This is a genomic window from Candidatus Alcyoniella australis, assembly GCA_030765605.1.
In the GTDB taxonomy this organism is placed as follows: Bacteria; Lernaellota; Lernaellaia; order JAVCCG01; family Alcyoniellaceae; genus Alcyoniella; species Alcyoniella australis.
Genome location: JAVCCG010000035.1, coordinates 43,665 through 63,303, shown reverse-complemented (window position 1 = coordinate 63,303; position 19,639 = coordinate 43,665). Strand labels below are relative to the sequence as shown.

General features: G+C 59.5%; 17 protein-coding genes. 12 read left to right on the top strand and 5 right to left on the bottom strand.

Annotated features, from left to right (window positions below; all coding sequences use genetic code 11):
* Nucleotides 1–390, bottom strand: a 390-nt coding sequence (locus P9M14_04250; protein MDP8254937.1) for a hypothetical protein, incomplete at its 3' end; no start/stop codon positions are given.
* A 272-nt stretch (nt 391–662) separates the two neighbouring features.
* On the opposite strand from P9M14_04250, the gene P9M14_04245 reads away from it, so the two are divergent.
* Both P9M14_04245 and P9M14_04240 read left to right on the top strand, forming a co-directional pair.
* Nucleotides 663–2,444 (top strand): hypothetical protein, encoded by a 1,782-nt coding sequence (locus tag P9M14_04245; GenBank protein MDP8254936.1) that lies wholly within the window; start codon nt 663–665, stop codon nt 2,442–2,444.
* 197 nt (nt 2,445–2,641) lie between these two features.
* Nucleotides 2,642–3,130, top strand: a complete 489-nt coding sequence (locus P9M14_04240; GenBank protein MDP8254935.1) for a class I SAM-dependent methyltransferase — start codon at nt 2,642–2,644, stop codon at nt 3,128–3,130.
* A gap of 73 nt (nt 3,131–3,203) precedes the next feature.
* On the opposite strand, the gene prxU is transcribed toward P9M14_04240, so the two are convergent.
* A complete protein-coding gene (prxU, locus tag P9M14_04235; protein MDP8254934.1) occupies nt 3,204–3,917 on the bottom strand; it encodes a thioredoxin-dependent peroxiredoxin in 714 nt (237 codons plus the stop codon).
* 268 nt (nt 3,918–4,185) lie between these two features.
* Between prxU and P9M14_04230 the strand changes: the two genes are divergently transcribed.
* The 3 genes from P9M14_04230 to P9M14_04220 all read left to right on the top strand — a co-directional run bounded on the left by P9M14_04230 (nt 4,186) and on the right by P9M14_04220 (nt 8,913).
* The gene (locus tag P9M14_04230; protein ID MDP8254933.1) at nt 4,186–4,395 is read left to right on the top strand and encodes a hypothetical protein; all 210 of its coding nucleotides are present in this window, start codon (nt 4,186–4,188) and stop codon (nt 4,393–4,395) included.
* A gap of 112 nt (nt 4,396–4,507) precedes the next feature.
* On the top strand, nt 4,508–5,899 hold the full coding sequence (locus tag P9M14_04225) for an MATE family efflux transporter (protein ID MDP8254932.1): 1,392 nt from the start codon (nt 4,508–4,510) through the stop codon (nt 5,897–5,899).
* Between the two features lie 65 nt (nt 5,900–5,964).
* Entirely contained in the window at nt 5,965–8,913 is a 2,949-nt protein-coding gene (locus P9M14_04220) for a pyruvate formate lyase family protein (GenBank protein ID MDP8254931.1), read from the top strand.
* Here the strand turns inward: P9M14_04220 and P9M14_04215 are convergent, their stop codons facing one another.
* Together P9M14_04215 and P9M14_04210 are read right to left on the bottom strand one after the other, a co-directional pair.
* Nucleotides 8,914–10,461 carry an FGGY family carbohydrate kinase gene (locus P9M14_04215; protein ID MDP8254930.1) on the bottom strand — a complete coding sequence of 516 codons (1,548 nt, stop codon included), beginning with the start codon at nt 10,459–10,461 and terminating at the stop codon, nt 8,914–8,916. It abuts the gene before it with no gap.
* On the bottom strand, nt 10,458–10,913 hold the full coding sequence (locus P9M14_04210; GenBank protein ID MDP8254929.1) for an HIT domain-containing protein: 456 nt from the start codon (nt 10,911–10,913) through the stop codon (nt 10,458–10,460). Before P9M14_04210 ends, P9M14_04215 begins: the two co-directional genes overlap by 4 nt.
* Before the next feature lie 130 nt (nt 10,914–11,043).
* Here P9M14_04210 and P9M14_04205 point away from each other — a divergent pair, with 130 nt between their 5' ends.
* From P9M14_04205 to P9M14_04175, 7 genes are all read left to right on the top strand, one after another.
* Complete coding sequence (locus P9M14_04205; GenBank protein MDP8254928.1) at nt 11,044–11,574, top strand: YkgJ family cysteine cluster protein; 531 nt, start codon at nt 11,044–11,046, stop codon at nt 11,572–11,574.
* A gap of 46 nt (nt 11,575–11,620) precedes the next feature.
* The gene (locus P9M14_04200; GenBank protein MDP8254927.1) at nt 11,621–12,430 is read left to right on the top strand and encodes an enoyl-CoA hydratase/isomerase family protein; all 810 of its coding nucleotides are present in this window, start codon (nt 11,621–11,623) and stop codon (nt 12,428–12,430) included.
* A complete protein-coding gene (locus P9M14_04195; GenBank protein ID MDP8254926.1) occupies nt 12,430–13,602 on the top strand; it encodes a CaiB/BaiF CoA-transferase family protein in 1,173 nt (390 codons plus the stop codon). The genes P9M14_04200 and P9M14_04195 overlap by 1 nt, the downstream gene beginning before the upstream one ends.
* Before the next feature lie 52 nt (nt 13,603–13,654).
* Complete coding sequence (mutM, locus tag P9M14_04190) at nt 13,655–14,443, top strand: bifunctional DNA-formamidopyrimidine glycosylase/DNA-(apurinic or apyrimidinic site) lyase (GenBank protein ID MDP8254925.1); 789 nt, start codon at nt 13,655–13,657, stop codon at nt 14,441–14,443.
* Nucleotides 14,444–14,536: 93 nt separating this feature from the next.
* Nucleotides 14,537–15,052: a thiol peroxidase gene (gene tpx, locus P9M14_04185; GenBank protein ID MDP8254924.1), complete on the top strand. Its 516-nt coding sequence runs from the start codon at nt 14,537–14,539 to the stop codon at nt 15,050–15,052.
* Between the two features lie 178 nt (nt 15,053–15,230).
* The gene (locus P9M14_04180; GenBank protein ID MDP8254923.1) at nt 15,231–15,734 is read left to right on the top strand and encodes a hypothetical protein; all 504 of its coding nucleotides are present in this window, start codon (nt 15,231–15,233) and stop codon (nt 15,732–15,734) included.
* Nucleotides 15,735–15,835: 101 nt separating this feature from the next.
* Nucleotides 15,836–18,307 carry a hypothetical protein gene (locus P9M14_04175; protein MDP8254922.1) on the top strand — a complete coding sequence of 824 codons (2,472 nt, stop codon included), beginning with the start codon at nt 15,836–15,838 and terminating at the stop codon, nt 18,305–18,307.
* Between the two features lie 21 nt (nt 18,308–18,328).
* On the opposite strand, the gene P9M14_04170 is transcribed toward P9M14_04175, so the two are convergent.
* Nucleotides 18,329–19,516, bottom strand: coding sequence for a hypothetical protein (locus tag P9M14_04170; GenBank protein ID MDP8254921.1), 1,188 nt, complete (start codon nt 19,514–19,516; stop codon nt 18,329–18,331).
* Nucleotides 19,517–19,639: the final 123 nt, after the last annotated feature.

Genomic DNA, 19,639 nt, shown 5'->3' with positions numbered 1-19,639 from the left:
CGACCACAGGTAACCGCCCCTGGCAATGGAGCGCGCGCCGGTCTTGCGGGCGGACATGATCGCGGCCCACGATCCGTCGAGCTGATTGGATTTGCAGATGTCGGCGGTCAGGTTCAGCGAGCTGAGCAACGAAGCCGCCCGCAGGCTGGTGATCGTTGGGTTGGAATTGCCGGGAAGCGCGATTGCCTCAATTCCCGCAGGTAGAATCGGCGGCTCTGCTGCATTAGGTCTGCCGTAACTGATTAGTCGTACTTGCCAACCGTGTTCGACGATTTTTTTGTAGATGGCTAATTCGCGATCGAGCATGCCGATCGAGCGCCAGCTTTCCAGTCCCACTCCACGGGTAAAAAATAGGTTCAGCGTGCGATATTTAGAAGTGGTTTCCGACAAGAAACAAGACCTCAAAAGCAGAAATTATCAGAAACAACGCAATACTACCATTGCATCGCCCGGGACGAAACTCTGAGCGCAACAGCAGGGAGATGTGTGGCTGCCACGGCCGCCCCAAGCGTTGCATGCAAGCGAAGCTGCACTTAGAATCGGCCCAGAAGACCGTACTATGAATTTGAGGGAACACAATAATGCCTTGCGCTTATTTGACTGTAGTCTATCGCAACCAACTGCGGCCCCTCGCGGATCGCACAGATCGGTTGGGATCAGTGTTGCCTTTCAATTACGATCGCTCGGAGCGGAATACCATCGGCAACGTAGAAATCTGGTTCTGGCAAAAGGGCGACAAGCTGAACCGGACCTCGTTGTACGAACAGCAGGACAGTGCTGCGGCGATTGTGGCCGGTTACGGGATGAGCCGCGACACAGGCGACCCTTTGGGTGCAGCCGAGCTGTTGCACGGCAAATTTACCGACATCTGGAACGACTACAACGGCGAGTGGTCCGGGGTGTTGGCTTCGGAACAACGAGTCGTGGCCGGGAGTTCGGCAATCGGCACGCAGATGCTGTTTGTTTTGGATCAGCCGGAATTGATCGCGTTGTCAAACCGGGGGCGCTTACTGTGGGAGGTGCTGCGGGCCTTGGATCGGCCGTTGATCCCAAATCAGGATACCTTGGCGACTTTAATCACACGCACTTTTCCATATTGCACTGATGGTACGGCTGTCCAGGACGTGCGCTTTGTGGCGTCGGACAAATACCTGGAGATCAAAACGTCCACGGGTAAAGTGGAGGAACATGAACTCGATCCTCTGTTCTTTCTCAATCGCAATCCCGCAGGCGGTCAGGATTGGGACCGCTTGGCCCAAACCTTGTCGAAAAACACCAGATGGCTCGAAGGCGCGAAGGGCCCAGTGATCGGCGCACTCACCGGCGGAAAGGACAGCCGACTCGTGCTCAGCATGCTGGACAACGCCGGATTGATCGATAAGGTCGATAAGTTCATGATCCGTGCGCCGCAGGAGCACGGCGACGTGGCCTCGGCATCGATGATCGCCAAACAGAAAGGGCTTGATTTCGAGCGACAGGATCTTGGCGATGAGTACGATCTGATGGGATCGATTGAACGCCACGTTTTGGTCACCGAGGGTTCGCTCAACGCCTGGGATCTGAAGGTGTCGACCAACGATGAAACACAGATCAGAATCAATGGCCTAGGAGGAGAGCTCTACCGGCGTGCCTCACTGGGGATCGGCCCGCTTCCGGACAGCCCCCTGGGTAGGATCGGCGAGACGTTTCGTAAAATGCGCCCATCCGCCGTGGGTCCCTCGGCTAGAGTATACGTGCAGGACTGGGACAATTTCGGCTGGCTTCTGCCGTGGGATTTATTCTACAGCCAGCGCAGACGGGCCGAGCAATGGTTGGAAGACCTCAGGCAGCGCGGTCTGGATGCAGGCCATTTCATTGATGCTCTGTATTTGCGCCAAACACTGCCGCGGTGGGGCGGCCACGCGAAGTTGCACAATGATCTAATCGGTGTCGATTTCAATCCACTGTTCAATATCGATCTGGTGCGGGCCTACCAGCAACTCTCTCTGGATGACAGATCTCAGGAGCGGGTACATTTCGAGATGATGGTAAGGCTCGATCCAGAGCTGGCAACGCTGCCGTTCAACAGCGCACGCTGGGACGCGCGGATGATCGCACGCAGCACCTTCCCAGACCTAAGGGTAGCTGAGAAGGGACTGCACAACCCATGCGTCGGTGCCGGTTGGCAGGTGACCGCCATCAGACGTTGCTGGCCGCAGGTGCGCAAGCTGATCGAGAATGAACGCCTACTCGATAGCATCAGGCCGCAGCGAGTGGGGCTGCTGCTAGATGTGGCCGAGACGGTGTTGGGCATTGAGGGCGCGGATCACTCGTATCTGAAGTTGAAGGCTCCGTTTTTACTGATCACATCACAACGTAATGTTAAGCGGATGTTGCAGCAGGTGCTCGGCTTGCTGACGATTCAGCAGACAGTGGCGATGTTGGAAAAACTTTCAGCCACATAGCTTATTGCCCAAGCCCAACGATGTGTAAAAATACTTTTATACAAAATGGCGCGGCATGCGTGGTCTGCGCGGCGCGCGACATATCGATGCTGAAAAGCGTTGATGGTCGAAATTACCTGCGTTGCGCGCGGTGCGCTGCGATTTATCTGCATCCACGGCAGCGGCCGACAGCGGAGGAGGAGTACCGGCGATACCTGTTGCACCAAAACGATTCGTCGGATCCGGGCCACCGCAAGTTCCTCTCCAAGCTGGTCGATCCGTTGCTGGCCAGACTTGAACCGGCGCAGAGCGGGCTTGACTACGGATCGGGTCCGGACTCGACCCTGGCCGCAATGCTGCGTGAGGCCGGGCATCGGATGAAGCTGTACGATCCGTTTTTTCATCCCGACCCCGCGGCGCTGGCAGCGAAATATGAGTTGGTAGTTTGCAGCGAGACCATTGAGCACTTCCATCGGCCGGATGAGGAGTTCGCCCGCTTTGATGCGCTGCTGCGGCCCGGCGGATGGCTGGGCCTGAGCACCTGCTTGATCGATGAGACGCAAGATTTTGCGAACTGGCATTTTCGCCGCGACCCGACGCACGTTGTGTTCTACGCCGAGCTGACGCTGCGCTGGATCGCGCAGAGCCTGGGATGGGACTGCGAGTTCCCGACACAGGGCGTCTGCCTGATGCGCAAGCCTGAATAGGAACCAACATGAGAAAACCCCCACGCGCAATACGTGGGGGCGGATGTGCGAACCCTGTCGATCGGATTGGGGACTATTCGCCGGGCTTCCAGACCTTCCAGACATTGCCCACCAGTTCCGGGCCGACCTTGAGCACCGGATCACCGGGCTCCCAACCGGCCGGGCAGACTTCCGCGCCTTTGGTGGCGCGCACGTGCTGGAACGCCTGGAGTTGGCGGATCGATTCGTTGACCTTGCGGCCCACCGGCGGGGTCAGGATCTCGATCGCCTGGATCACTCCATCGGGGTCGATGATGAATCGGCCGCGCACGTCAACGCCCGCGGCCTCGTCGTAGATACCGTAGACCGAGCCGATCTTGCCGCCGGCGTCGGAAAGCATCGGGAACGGAAATCCGCCGTCCACCATCTTGGACAGCTCCTGCTCCTGCCAGATTTTATGAACGAAACGGCTGTCAGTGCTGCACGCCAAAACCTGAACTCCCAGCTCCTCGAACTTGGCGGCTTTGCCTGCGACCGCAGACAATTCCGTGGGTCAGACGAAGGTGAAGTCCCCGGGGTAGAAGCACAGGAACACCCACTTGCCCCTGAAGTCCGAGAGCTTGACGCTGGTGAAACCGCCGTTGAAAAAAGCGTTCGCGCCGAAATCGGGCGCCTCTTTGCCCACCATAACTTGCATCTTGGCCGTCTCCTTTACTGGATCGCCCGCGGGCGATTGAGAAATATCCGGTTTGGGAATAATCGGTCCCTCAGCCGCCTCGACACAGCCTTGTGGTCCGTCTGCCGCCATAGTCCCTCCCTGAGAAATTGTGGTTATCATTGTCTCACCCGATCGACAGGGCATTATCAAACGCGCCATATGGTGCAGCTTTGCAAGCTGATGCTAGTTGTGTTTTCAATAAGATTTAATAATGTAAAACATACTTGACCATTCGCTGTAAGTAATCATTGCAACAAAACGGCTGCTCGATGGTCGAAAGGGTGAAATCTTACGACCTAACATAATATGTGGAATTAAAATCTCTGTTCTAATTAAGCATTGGATATGGGAAATCACAATGGGAACGCGCAAGGACGGCGACCAGACCAGGGTCGGCATTCTCAATGCGGCATGCGCCGTGTTCAGCGAAAAGGGATTTAGCGCTGCCACTCACGCCGAGATGACCGCCGAGCAGAAGCTGCGGCAGTTTCTGCGCAGCTTGCTCGGCCAATGCGTTCACTTCAGCTTCGGCCCCAACCAGATCGACATGATAAAAGGATTCCGCTGAGCGACGATCAGCTCGAAGAGTACGTCGATTTCATCGCCGGGTTTACACAGGGGAGAATAACGGCGATAAACAACCCTCACCGTAGGGCTTCCAAGGAGCGCTGATTCCGCCGATGTCGTCCGAACAAAACACGACCGGCCGTCTGGACTCGCTGGTCCAGGGCAGGGTGGGCCCGACCCTTTTACGGATGAGCGCCTCGATGATGATCGGCTTCGTCGCCGGCGCGATGTTCAACATCACCGACACCTATTTTGTCTCGCGCCTTGGCACGCAACCCCTGGCGGCGATGGGCTACACCTTCCCGATGGTGATGGTGATTCACGGTCTGGTGATGGGGATCGGAACCGGAGCCGCGTCGGTGCTCTCGCGTTCGATCGGCAGGGGCGACCAAAGCGGCGTGTTGCGCTACACCATGCACGCGCTGCTGCTGGGTCTGCTGATGACGTTCATCCTGCTGGTGGCGGGCTATATCTCACTTGAGCGGATCGCCAAGCTGATGGGCGCCGATCAGAGCACGCTGCCGCTGGTGATGGACTATATGAACATCTGGTTCACCGGCATGCTGTTCGTGGTGATCCCGATCATCGGCAACAACGCCATCCGGTCCACCGGCGACACGCTCACGCCCAGCATCATCATGACCGCCGATTTGGGGCTCAACGCGCTGCTCGATCCGCTGTTCATCTTCGGTCTGGGACCGGTGCCGGCAATGGGGATTCAGGGCGCGGCCCTGGCCACGGTGATCAGCCGTTCGGTGGCGCTGTGCGCCTCGCTGTACATTCTAATTTACCGCAAACAGATGCTGCGTCGCGAATCACTGAGAATACGCGGTCTGCTCAGATCTTGGGCCGATATTTGCCACGTCGGATTTCCAGCGGCGGGAAGCTACATGCTGATGCCGATCGCCGCCGGAATCATCATCAACATCGTCAGCGGCTTCGGCAACTCCAGCGTGGCGGCGTTCAGCGCCGGCAGCAGGATCGAGCATTTCGCCGCCATTCCGTTGATCGCCATGGGCGCCTCGATCGTTCCGTTCATCGGTCAGAACTGGGGAGCGCGTTCCTTTGATCGCGTCAGCTCGGCATTGCACATCGGCTTTGTCAGCTGCTTGATCTGGGGATTGTTCTGCATGGTGACCCTGGCAGTATTTTCCAGGCCACTATCCAAGATCTTTACCGCCGAAGCCGCGGTAATGGCCGAGCTGGCAATCTACTTGATCATCATGCCGATTTCCTTTGCCTTCCGCGGGATGTGTATGACGTCCATCGGTGCGATGAACGCGATCAATCGACCGATCGACAGCGCTGCGAACTCGGTGATCCGTCTGTTCGTGTTGCAACTTCCTATGGCCTGGTTCGGCGCGAAGCTCTATGGCTTTAAGGGCGTGCTGATCGGGATGGTCGTGGCCGGCGTTTTCTCCGGGCTGCTCTCCGCGTTCTGGGCATCGATCGTGATTCGTCGCAAGGTCGCCAGGGAACAGGTTGCCAGTGTGTCTGCGTCGTGATCGTGATATACAAAAATCGAGCCTGTTAATCCCGAATCTGGAGAACCATCAAATTGCGTACTCAATTGCTGGTTCGAATCCTGCTACATGCCCTGGCGCTGAACTACAACCTACGCCCGAGCCTCAAAAAGCGGCTTTACAGCGACCAGGGGCCGATCGATTTTACGCTGGGGATCAAGACCGAGCAATCCACCGTCGATCTGGCGGTGGTTTTTAAATCGGGCAAAGTGCGGGTCGCGTCACCGTGTCCGGACGATGCGAATGCGGTAATGATCTTCGGCAACGACGACCTGGTGCGCCGCATGCTGCAGATCACCCCCAATGAGGTTCTCAACCTGTTGATGAAGAACAAGCTGCGGGTGGTCGGCAACATGTCGTACCTAAGCTTGTTCAATTTTTATCTGTCGCTGTTGCTGGGAAAGAAGCAGGCGAAAATGGAATCCCGTCGCCAGCGTCGCGCCGCCGCCCAGACGGCGAGCACTGCCGGCGAATCGCAGCCCGCGCAAAGGCCGCGCGCATTGCGGGATCCGGAGCCGTTACGCTGTGCGCAGAACGATTCGGGAGTGCAGTTTCTCGAGGAGCAGTACCTGTCGCAATACACGCTGGAGGACTTCCCCAGGTTCAGGCGGCTGTTGGAGGTCCATTTTAATACCCGCCCGCGGATCTGCGCCGAACGCCCCCGGCTGCTCACCGCCTGGTTCAAGGAAAACGGATTCGAGACCGATCAGCAAGGCCGTACCTGGGCACCGCAGCTGCGCCAGGCGCAGGCCTTCAGGCACCTGATGCAACAGCGCAAGCCGATGATCCACGAGCACAACTTGCTCGCAGGCACGACCACGGCCGAGCAGATCGGGGTAGTGATCTACCCTGATACGCACGGGACGTTGATCTGGGGCGAGCTGCTCTCGCTGCCGATGCGCGAGCTCAACCCCTACGACATCTCCGCCCAGACCGTTGATACGCTGCACCACGAGGTATTTCCATTTTGGGCCCAGCGCAACGTGCGAGAGCAGGTGCGCAAGGTTCACGACAAGCCGCTGTGTCAGCAGATCGACGAGCGTTTCGCCGTGTACTTCATCTGGAAGTCGGTGGGCGTATCGCACACGATTCCCGATTTCCCCAAGCTGCTCAAACTGGGAACATCCGGCATCATCGATCAAATCCAGAGCCGGATCAATGCAATCGAAAACGGTGATGGAGAGCAACGCACGAACCTCGAGGCGATGCGCATCTGCCTACAGGGGCTTGAAGACTACGCAGCCAACCTCGCAGCACACGCCGCTAGCCTGGCGCAGTCCGAGTCGGACCAAGGCCGCCGCTCCGAGCTCGAGCGGCTGGCCGCGATCTGTGCTCATGTTCCAAAAAACCCGGCGCGCACCCTGGACGAGGCGATCAACGCGATCTGGATCGTTTGGATTGCGCTGCACATGGAGAACACCAACACCGGCCTGTCGCTTGGACGGCTCGACCAATACCTACAGCCGTATTTCGCCGCTGAGATTTGCAAGCTCGAATCGAAGTCCGAACGCGAGGCGTACGTGCGCAAGGCAATCGAGCTGGTCGGCTGTTTGTATATGTCCTGCACCGATCATCTGCCGCTGATTCCGGACATCGGCAACTATCTGTTCGGCGGCAGCTCGTCGGATCAGGCGATCACCCTGGGCGGAGTCGATCAGCAGGGAGACGACGCTGTCAATGATATGACCTACGTGCTGCTCAAGGTCACCGAGATACTGGCGATCCGCGACCCCAACGTTAACGCGCGATACCACGCCGACAAGAACAGCGACGCCTATCTGCGCAGGCTGTGCGAGGTAAACCTGATCACCTCGGCCACCCCCTCGATGCACAACGACAAGGCGGTCTTCGCCGGGCTGGAGCAGTTTAGCTATCCGCCCGAGCACGTGCGCGACTGGTCGGCCACCGGCTGCGTGGAGCCGACCCTCTCCGGCAAACATATGGGGCACACCGGAGCGATGATGATGAACATGGTGGCGGCGCTGGAGATGGCGCTGAACAACGGCCGTCACCCGCTGATGAACTGGCAGGTCGGACCGCGCACCGGCAGCGTCCACAACGGCGCTTTCGAAAAGTTCGAGGATTTCTTCCAGGCGTTCGTGACTCAGTACCGGTTCTGCATGCAACAGGCCGTCGAGTACAACAACCTGCTGGGCGAGGCTCATGCGCTGATCCGTCCCACTCCGCTGCTTTCATCGTTAATCGATGGCTGCATCTCCAGCGGCCGCGACGCCAGCGCCGGCGGAGCGCTGTACAACACCACCGGCACGGCCAACATCGGGTTGGCCGACGTCACCGACTCAATGCTGGCGATAAAGCAAATGGTGTTCGACAAATCTCAAGTGAGCTTTTCCGATCTTAAGCGCGCGATCGACTCGAACTTTGCCGACGATTCGGTGATCAGGTCCAGGGCGCAGCACAAGGTGCCGCTGTTCGGATCCGGCGACGCCGAGGCCGTGCAGATGGCCGATCGCATTGCCGCGGTGGCCCGCGAGTTCTACGCCGCGCAACGCAACTTCCGCGGCGGACCGTACACCACGGGATTCTGGTCGATGTCCAACCACGTGGCATTCGGCACCTTGACCGGCGCTCTGCCATCGGGGCGGATGGCGGGCAAGGCGTTCACCCCCGGGCTCACGCCCCAGCCGGGAGCATCGCGCGAGCTGCTGGACAATCTGCGCGACGTGGCCGCGTTGGATCCGGCCAATTTGAGCAACAATATCGCCTTTAACGTTAAAGTTTTTCCGGGGATCAACGATTCGCGCGAGCGCGCTGTAGAACGGATGCAAGCATACGTTCACGGCTATTTCGAGCTCGGCGGAATGCAGATGCAGATGAACGCGCTGACCTCGCAGACTCTGCGCGATGCCATGGCCCATCCCGATCAGTACCCTCAGCTGCTGGTGCGCATCTCCGGGTACAACGCCTACTTCGTCACCCTCAACCACGACATGCAGGTCGAGCTGATCGAACGGGCGGAGTACGGACTGTCCTGATCAGATCCTGTAGGCGCTCGCCAGGGCGTCGGATGTCTTGCGCAGTATCTTCAAACCAGGCAGATAAGCCCGGCGGTAGATCCGCTGGTACAGCCGATGATTTTCAGGAATCGGCTCGACCAGCGGCGCGTCGGGCACCATCGTCTCTACCGCGGTTTCGAGGTCCGGATGCAGACCGGAGGCGGCCGCGGCCACAATTGCAGCGCCTCGAGCCGCCAGCTCCTCGGAGTGAGGCCGTCTAATTGGCAGACCCGTTACGTCGGCCAAAATCTGCACCACCACATCCGAACGCGATCCTCCGCCTCCCACCGCCAATGTCTTAACCGGCGACCCGGTGGCGCGATCGACGATCTCCAGGCCGCGACGCAGGTCGTAGGCAATCCCCTCGAGCAGCGAGCGGAAGAAGTGCCCGCGGTTGTGGGTCTCGCGAAAGCCAACGCTGGTTCCGGTCTCATGCGGATGTTGCAAGGTCGGCGACCAGCGCGGCCAGGTGAGCAATCCGTCCGAACCGGCCGGCGCCCCTTCGGCCTCGCGGCACAGCAGTGCCTCCACCGGCTCGCCGCTGATATCCGATTCGCTGATCAAGTCGCCGCCGAGCTCCTGGGCAAACCAGCGCACCGTCCAGATTCCGCGAAACAGCAGGTATTCCAGCGACCACGATCCGGGCTCGCACGAGGCCATGGTGATGTAGTCGTATTTGCGGTGGGTCAGCGCCTTGGGCCAGGGCACGCTGATCGACGAGCCGGTACCCAGGCTCACCGCGGCCACGTCCTTGCGCCCCAAGCGTACCCCCGCACCCATGGCCTCGGCCTGCTTGTCGCCGCCGCAGGAGTAGATCGGCAGCCCGGAATTCAGGCCGCAAAGCTGCGCTGCTTCCGGGGTCAGACGTCCGATAAGTTGGCCGGCCTCCACGATCCGCGGCAACCATTCGTGCTTAAACCCGAGCAGCTTGTACATGATCGCCGAGTCGGTCCAGCACCGTTTCTTAGTGTCCAGCGGCCAGGGTCCGGCAATGCCGCCGGGAGCCAGTGCCATCTCGCCGGTAAGCTGATGGTGCAGCCAGGCCTCGATCGGCGCCACCCAGTGCGCGCGTTCGAGCATTTGCGGTGCGCTTTCGCGCCACTGCCTGGGAACCGATTTTGACAGTAGGCGCGGGACCAGGCCGTTTTTGCCCATCGCCTTGAGAACCAGACGGATCAGCGACGAGGGCTCGGAATCGATTCCCGCGCTGCGCCGGTCGAGCCACGAGACCAAGTTGCAAAGCGGCTCGCCCGCTGCGTCTGTGGCCAACATCGTGTTGCGTTGGGTGGTCAGGGCCGCGCCGCTGATTTGGCTGGTATCGCCACCCCATTCGGCGATGCACTGTTTGATCGATGCGAACAGGCAGCCGCGGATGTCGCGCGGATCCTGCTCCACCGCTCCGAGAGTAGGGTGCAGCATCGGAGCATGCTTGTGCTGGGCCTTGCCCAAAACCTCGCCGCGTTCGTCGAACAACAGCGCGCGTGAGCTCTGGGTTCCCGAGTCGAGCGCCAGAACGTATTTACTCATCGATCTTCCTCATGGGTTCGCAACAGATCGGCTGTTCGGGCCAAGTTCGCTTGATCGGCGAGCTCGGCCGCGTTGCCGGCCGATTCCTGCCAGCCCTCCAGGGCGTTGAAGTGTCGGTCCACGGCGTCTCCGGTGCTCGTGGGCACCACGAACAGATGCGTATGCGGAATACGTTTACCCCGCGCGTAGATCATCACCATCTCGGGCCGCAGCTCGCGCTCGATGCGCAGGGCCACCTCGCGCGCCAGCGTGAACAGCGAGGCGGTCTCCGCAACTGTCATCTCGTGCCACCACTGCACGTGGCGCTTGGGAATCACCAAACAATGCCCGCGGGCCAGGGGTTGGATATCGAGGATCGCAAGCGACAACTCGTTATCCGCTATCTTGTGGGCCGGGGCCTCGTTGCGTAGGATGTCGCAGAATATACAATGCTCACGCAGGTCGTCGGGCATCTGTCAATCCAGGTTGTTGCTGTTCGCTTAACGTCCGACCACCGGGTCGAACGTCACACAATAGATTATGACGCCGCAACAGCCGCTGCAACCGTTGAGCACGCGACGCGGCAAAGGATGATCGCAGAAAATGGTCCATACACAACACGAGAATATCCTCAAAGAGCTACGCAGTCTGCACGACAAGGTCGATCACCAGTCCGAAAAGATCAGCGGGTTGCTCGGGACGCGGCTGGTCTGCCGATCGGGTTGCTGCGAATGCTGCCAGGACGAGCTCACTGTTTTCGAGATCGAGGCGCTGCGGATCATGCACGAGTATCCCCGCGTACTGGCCACGCAGCAACCTGCACCGGAAGGACGCTGCGCTTTCCAGGGCGATGACGGGCGCTGCCGGATTTACTCCGCACGACCCTACGTCTGTCGCACACAGGGGCTGCCGCTACGCTGGCTGGAATTCGGCGAGCAAGGGTGCCTGGAGCTGCGCGACATCTGTCCGCTGAACGACAACGGCCCGCTGATCGAGAACATTGACAGCGAATGCTGTTTTACCATCGGGCCGACCGAGGAGCGGCTGCGCGAGCTGCAATCACAGCTAGCTGACGGTGCGTTAAAACGCGTCAAGTTGCGCGATCTTTTTAACCGTCGACTCTCATTTGTTTAGTACCATATCCGCGGGTAGGATATCCGCATCGACCAAGGAGGTTTACATGGAAACAATTCGCATCGAGCGCAAGGGCGATATCTGCCACGTGATCCTCGATCGACCTGACAAACGCAACGCGATGAACTCGGTGATGTGGGAAGAATTAGGCACGGCTGCCGACGAGCTCAATGCGATGGAGGGCGTACGTTGCGGGATCCTGCGCGGCGAGGGCAAGAGCTTTTGCGCGGGGATCGACCTCTCGCTGGAAAACAACGAGCTGCTATCGCTGATGCAGGAGCAAAATAAAGCCACGTTGACGCGGGGGATGTGGGACCTGATTCGACGCTATCGGTCGTCGTACGAGAAAATGTCCAACATACCGTTCCCGCTGATCGGCGCGCTTCACGGCCACGTTTTAGGCTCGGGATTCGAGCTGAGCCTGGTGGCCGATTTCCGCATCGCGGCCAGGGGCACGCTGTTCGCGATCCCCGAGGTCAAACTGGGGATGCAGCCGGACATGGGAGGCTGTGCGCGTCTGGCCAAGTTGATCGGCCAACCGCAAGCACGAAGACTGGTCTATACCGGCGAGCAGATCGACACTGACGAGGCGGAGCGCATCGGTCTGGTGCAGATCGTGGTCGAGCCCGACGAGCTGATGGACAAAGCCGAAGCAATGGCCGCGCAAATTGCAGCCAACGCGCCGCTGGCCGTGCAGTCGGCCAAAAAGGTCTTTTTGCGTTCGATGGACATGCCGCTGTCCGCAGCGTTGGAATACGAGTCGGTGACCGCGTCCACGGTGATCATCGCCGAGGATCCATTCGAGGCCTTTGCCGCAAAGCTCGAGAGGCGCGACCCGGTATTCAAGGGTAAGTAATGGGACCATTGCGCGGCGTAAGGGTGCTCGATCTGACCCGGCTGCTGCCCGGGCCCTTTGCCACGACGATTTTGGCCAACCTCGGAGCGCAAGTGCTCAAGGTCGAGCCGCCGGACGGCGGGGATTACGCCCGCTGGATGCCGCCGCTCAACAGCGAGCAAGGCACGTTCTTCGCCTCGCTGAATCACAACAAACGTTCGATCACGCTGAACTTAAAGAATCCCGACGCCCAGAAGATCTATTGGAGGCTGATCCAGCAGTATGACGTGGTGGTCGAGCAGTTCCGTCCCGGCGTGATGCAGCGGTTGGGAATCGGCTACGAGCAGGCACGCGAGCGATTTCCCCAAGTGATCTACGTCTCGCTCTCGGGCTATGGTCAGGACGGACCGCATCGTCAACGGGCCGGGCACGACCTGAACTACATCGCTCTGGCCGGTGTGTTGGGAATCAGCGGCAGCATCGAGGGTATGCCAACCGTGCCCGGTGTGCAGCTCGCCGATATCAGCGGAGCGATTTACGCCGCACTGGGAGCTCTGGCTGCGGTCGTGCAGCGCCAGAGCAGTGCTCAGGGCGATCACGTGGACGTCTCGCTGGCCGAATCGGCCCTGAGCCTGGTCTCGCCCTACCTCGACGAGGCTTATTTGCGGCAGCAGGCTCCGGGGCCCGGAGATATGATGCTCAACGGATTGCACCCTTGTTACAACATCTATCGCACGGCCGACGACAGATTCATGGCCCTGGGCGCGCTCGAGCCAAAATTCTTCAGGCCGTTCGTCGAGCTGGTAAATCGACCGGACTTGGCAGACGACGGAATGGCCACCGGTGAACGTGCCGAACAGGTCAAGGCCGAATTGCAGGCGATCTTTTCCAGTCGAACCCAGGACGAGTGGATCGAGCTGTTGCGCGACCACGACGTTTGCTGCGAGCCGGTACTCGATCTCAAGCAGGTCCCGACCCATGAACTTTGGTCAGGCCGCCAAGCGATCAGCAGCATTGAGCATCCTAGCGAGGGAACGCTGCATGGCGCCTACGGCGCGGTCCGCTTTGCCTCCCATCAACGCCCGTCGATCGCGCCCTCTCCGTCTCTTGGAGAGCATACCGACCAGGTGCTGGCCCAGCTGGGATTTGAGCCGGAGCAGATCGCCAAGCTGCGGCAGGATGGCGCGATTTAGGCGATGACCATTGCTTTGCCGCAGCCTCGATCAAAGCCGCTGAATTAAATAAATGCCTGAATTACCCGAAGTCGAAACCATTGTCAGACAGCTTGGTCCATTGGTGATCGGCCGACGACTTAAACGCGTGCAGATCCTCGATCCCAAACTGGAGAGCCCGGACCTGGCAGCGGCTAAGGGGAAGATTGAGAATATCTTTCGCGCGGGAAAACAAATCGTCATCGAGCTTAAGCATCGCGGAGCCGAGCAATGGCTGTGCGTTCATCTGCGGATGACCGGAAGACTGTTGTTCCAAAGACAAGTCGATCAACGGCCGCGGGCGATCCTCGAGCTCGACCACGGTAATCTTATCTTTTCCGACACCAGGCGCTTTGGCACGATCACCATGCACCGATCGCTTGATGAGCTGCTGCCAAACGCCTTGGATCCGCTGGACCATGGGTTCACGCCTTTTGCGCTGGCCAAGCTGCTATCTGGCAGCACACAGCCGCTCAAGGTCTGGCTGATGCGCCAAGATCGGCTGGTCGGCCTGGGAAACATCTACGCCTCGGAGATTTTGCATCGCGCCAAGCTCAGCCCGTTCGCGCCCGCCGGCTCCCTTAATCGCGCGCAGGTGCGGCGACTGCACAATGCAACGCGCCGCGTATTAATCTGGGCCATCGATTGTTGCGGCACGACCTTTTCCGATTTTCAGGACGCACGTGGAGAGCAGGGGACTTTTCAGCAACGCCTTGCTGTTTACGGCCGCGAGTCCCGGACCTGCAAGCGTTGCGGCGCTGCCATTAAGCGTAGCGTCCAGGCCCAGCGCAGCACCTTCTACTGCCCGGACTGCCAAAGCTGATTACGATTCAAGATCTTATGTCCAAGATCATTATTCCCGCCGTTGTCGATGTGGAACTATCTCAATAAATGGAAGTTTTAAAGGGGGAAAATAATGGATGAAAATTCAAACGCGGTGACGCTCAACGGCACGCCAATGACGCTGATCGGAAAGCTGATCCAGGTCGGAGCGCAGGCGCCCGATTTTAAATTGCTCGACAACGATATGCAGCAGGTCGGCCTTGATGCGATCACCGGCAAGACCTTGATCATCTCGGTTGTGCCCTCATTGGACACCCCGGTGTGCGACATGCAGACGCGTACGTTCAACAAAGCGGCAGTCGAACTGGGGGCGGATGTGGAGATTCTCACGATAAGTATGGACCTGCCGTTTGCTCAGAAACGCTGGTGCGGCGCAGCCGGAGTCGAGGCCGTACGAACGCTGTCGGATCACCGATACGCGTCGTTCGGCGAGGCTTACGGTCTGCTGATCGGGGAATTGCGGCTGCTGGCCAGAGCGGTAATCGTGGTCGACGAGCAACGGGTAGTGCGCTACGTGCAGCTCGTGCCGGAGATCTCCGCGGAACCCGATTACAACGAGGTTATCGCACGGGTGGCCGAGTTGATCTGAGCGATTGCCACCGCGTATGCGACGACCTGCCGGGTCCAGGCGGCAAAGTAATAAATTATCCCGAAGAATTGCACGATGTGATGCAATCGCTTAATATCCCCATGACGCGTAGCGTCATAAGATCAACCCGAAATGCCATTTAGCTTGCTGGCCCGGCGTATGGGCGGGAGGATATGAGATGGGACGTATTGCCGACATGATTCAGATGTTAAAGGAGCAGCGCTTAGGCTTCATGATGGACGAGAAGATGAGCGGCACTCATACATTCGCCAAGGGCGCGGGGCCCGAGGGCGAGCTGCCGATGCATTTCGAGGTCACCTGGGGCAACAAGCGCATGGAGCGTTTTATCAATCCGCTGGGAGACCAGTTCATGATGAACTGGCTTCGGGGCAAGGTCACGGTCGGCGGCTTGTGCCAGGACGCGCCGTGCGAGGGAACCCTTGAGCTGCGCTACTTCCAGGAAGGCAAAATCCGCTATACCTTCAATTTCGAAGCCAACGGCAAGAAGTATCACTACGTCGGCGAGAAGGTCGACATCCGCCCCTGGAACCTACACCGCACGCATACCACCTGCTACGGTAAAATCACCGAGATCGGCAGCGGAAAGGTAATCAGCGAGGGGATCGTCTACTTCAAGCTCAATACCATGCCCGAGTTTATGATCAGCGCCAGGCTGGGCTGACCGCCACAATCTGTTTAGGTATGGGCCTGCCGTGATCTCGTGGCGGGCCTTTGTGCTGTATACTGTCCTGCAATAATCGACGAAACAGGGGGCGGTCTACAGTGCAATATTCATCGCCTTACAAGCTGTCGGCGATCGTGCTGCTCTTGACGCTGTGTGCCGTGTTGTTGTTCGCCTGCGGCAACGGCTCGGATGGTGACGACGATGACGACCAAGTTGACGACGATGGCGACGACGACTTCGAGTCTCCCGGCGAAGCTTCGACCGCGGACGCTGACATCCTTCCGCGCTTCTTCCGTGATCGACCCTGGTTGCAGGATCGCTCACTTTGGAGCATGCAGGTCGAGGCGGACAATCCGCCGCTGCTGCGCAATATCGGCGAGCTTGGTCTGGGCAACGGTCATACCTTTTCACTGCTGAGCACCAATCTCCCGCTGAACAGTCTGCATAACATCAGCGGACCGGATTACCACAAAGACGTGCACTGGTTCTCCGACAAGTCGCTGAGCCTGCACGCTTACGGAATTCCGTTGGCCTACGAGGACCAGAGCGCCTGGCGCGTGAGGCGCACGGCGATCAACATCACACGCTCGGTTGCCGGACCGCTGGACCTATGGACGGTCGATTTCGCTCCGCTGGTTGAGGGCGCAGAGGCGGAAAAGTCCCTGCCGATCGACGCCATCGTGCGCATCTGCGTGGTGCATAATCCGGGCTCGCAAATCGTGCGCGATGTGCGCCTTAAGATCGGGACGGTGTTCGGATCGCCCGACGGCGTAATGCTGCACGAGGAAAACGGCGACGAGAGCATCTACGTGGCGCACCCCGGGCGTCAGGGTTGGTTCGAAGATCAGAGCCTGGTGTTGCCCGTACAAGATCTGGGACCCGGAGAAGAGGCCGCTGTTCCGGTGGTGCTAGCCTTTGTCAATGGAGACCAGAGTCCGGAACCGATCCTCAACGTGGTCCAATCGTTGGGCGCTGAAAGCCTGCTGGAATCGACCCGCGACGCCTGGTACGCCTGGTCCGATCAGGGGGCGCAGGTCAACACAAATAATCAGCGTTTCGACGATCTGATCGAGGGCCTGCAAGTGACGATCCGCGCCCAGCAGACAGCACAAGGCGCGAGTGCGGTGATGAGCGAGTACGGCGGCACCTGGATCAGAGACATCATGGGCCCCACGGTTTTCTTCACGCCCATCGGCCGCTCCGAGGATGTGGCCGCGATGCTCGATTACTACTGGGCAGCCGCACTGTTGCGCGGCAATATCTCCAACTCGATGGCCTTGGACCTCGACATCTCCGAGCTGCCCGCACAGCCCGATTGGGATGCGATGAGCACGATGCACGGACGAACCGGAGCAGAGACGCCAAGCTACATCGTGTTGCAATACCGCGAGCTGTACCGCGCCACCGGCGACTTCACGCCTTTGGCCGAGCGCTATGGGCTATTAAAGCATTGCCTGCTGCATCAGGATTTTCGCGACGATTGGCTGCTGCCGTTTTCCGACGACGAGACCTACCGGCTGTTGATGCAGGCGGCCTACGGGATGTGGTTCGGCGACTCGATGTACGAGACGCATCTGAGTTCCAACTCGTCGTTTCTCTATGTGCCCGCGGCGTTGTTTGCCGCCGAAGTGGCCCGCGAGCTGGGATACGAGGCCGACGCCGAGCAGTTCGAGCTGATGGCTCAGCGAGTGCGACAGGGAGCTGAGGAGCACTACTGGGTCGATGACCCCCACGGTGGCTATTACGCCTCGATCGTTGACGTCAATACGCTCGAGCCCTGGCCACAGCCCTACGAGGATGTGGCGACCAAGCCGCTGTGGACCGGATACGCCGCACCCGATGACGAGCGGGCGATCGAGTCGCTGCTGACCTTGACCGACTGGTTCGGCCGTAGCGACGGGACGGTGATCAGCTATACCGATCCGATGTACACCTTGCTGATGGACCTGATGGGAATCCGTAGCGGGATCTTCTCCGGGATGTCCCAGGGCTACGTGCTCAGCGGACTGAGCGCCATCGACCACCCGCGTGCCGAGCAACTATTCCTATCCTCGCTGGACGTGTTCGGATCAACGGGCAATACCGGCGAGGCCCAGGTAGCCGACGATTACGGTCGTTTCGCCTACCTCTGGGAGCCCTTCGGCCTTGTCTGCGACCTGACCTCGCGCTATCGACCGTGGGAGGGCGGAATTTACGGCGACGCGCTGCTGGACTACCTATTTGGCTATCGCCCCGACGCTCCGCACGGCCGCGCCGCGCTGACGATCCATCTGCCCCGCCAATGGGATCACGCCGACGTTAGCGGCCTGACCTACGGCCAGGGCGGGCTCGACGTAGAGGTAAGCGACAGCGGCGGCGCGCGCAGCGTAGTGGTGGGTTCTAATGGAGTGGCGCTCGAGATCGAGCTGGCAATTTCTGTAATCGGCGCAATCGCCGGACTATGGATCGACGGAGTGGAGCATGATCTCGCGGGGTATGAGCTCTTCGAACGCTGGGGCGTCAACCGGGTAACGGTTCCCTTTGACCTGGCAGCCGGCGACTCGGTGGAAGTGGAGATCAGCTACCGTTAGCCGCGATTTTGAAAGATCACGTTATTGGCTCTCAGGCCCTAACGCCAAGTCGAAGCGTGTGCTGCCGACCTCGAACGATCCGCTGAGTGATTGGGGCAGGGCGCTTCCTGATGCGAGTTGGACCAGTACTACATCGGCTGAGAAATCGTTGACCATCGACTCGTAGGCGATAATGCTCGCGTGGGAGGCGTAGCCGTCGAGGTCGACCACGGCCAGGCCTGAGGCAGGATCGTACTGTGCCAAACGCGCCCGGCAGCTCAGAGCGCGCAGGTAGTCGCCGCGCGCCCCCTCGAACAGTTTCCAGTTGAATCCGGCCAGGCCGATGAAAGCGGTTTGCAGCCCGGGCGTTCCTTGCAACTCCACACGACGCTGTTCGGCCGTAGCATGGTCGATCTGCTGCTCGCGAAGTAGCTTGGGTTTATCGTAATGCAGGGTGTAGCCGTGGGACTGCTCGATTGCCGCACCCTGATCGATCAGTACCAGCAGGTAATCGACCACCATCCGGGTTGTCGAATGCGGGACCGCCGCGTTCATGTCGTCGCGATCAGCCACCGCTGCCTGGCAGCGAACCCGAACATCGAACGTCGCGCGTCCGTTTGTAAGCTCAGGTCGACTTAGGCGTATACCAAGCCCTTTGGATGTATAGCCCAGTGCCGGGTCGTAATCAGCGGGGAACTCCGGATCGGATTGCTCGACGCCGGTGTAGATCTCCATGCCCTGGACCAGCGCAACGGCTGTGCTCGGTACGAATTCACCCAGGTCTGGCAGCTGAATTTGCAGCTGTTCTTCGGTGATGAACTCCGGGCCGGTGACGTACAACACGGCGCGTCCGGGAATGAAGCGAACCTGCGGCGAGTCCACGCTGAAGTAATCGTAATCAAACCAGGGGTTGTCGCGAAAAAGCGTGCCCGTGGTGAAACTGCCGCCGACAACGGCCATACCCAGCGACGCGTCGTCCGGCACCTTCGGCGGACACAGGCCGCCAAACTCCGGGGTGATCCGCCACAGGCTCAGCCGGTGGTTGAGGCGCTCCCAACCGTAGCCCAAACCCGAGGTGACCACCGCTCTTGCACATGGCGGGCTTACGCTGGGTTGGGGATCGGACAGCGCGAGCTCGCCGGAACCGACCTTGACCTCGCCGTGCTTGTCGCAGGCGCAGAGTACTAAGAAACACACTCCGATAATCGCGATCAGCAACAGTCGTTTCATCGACTGGATCTTAACAATTGAACGCCGTGTTTCACAAATCTTACGCTCAAGCGATGACAATCGGTTGTGAGCAGAACGCTTTGCAATCAGGGCATAGGTGTTCCACAATTGGATAGTTAAAAA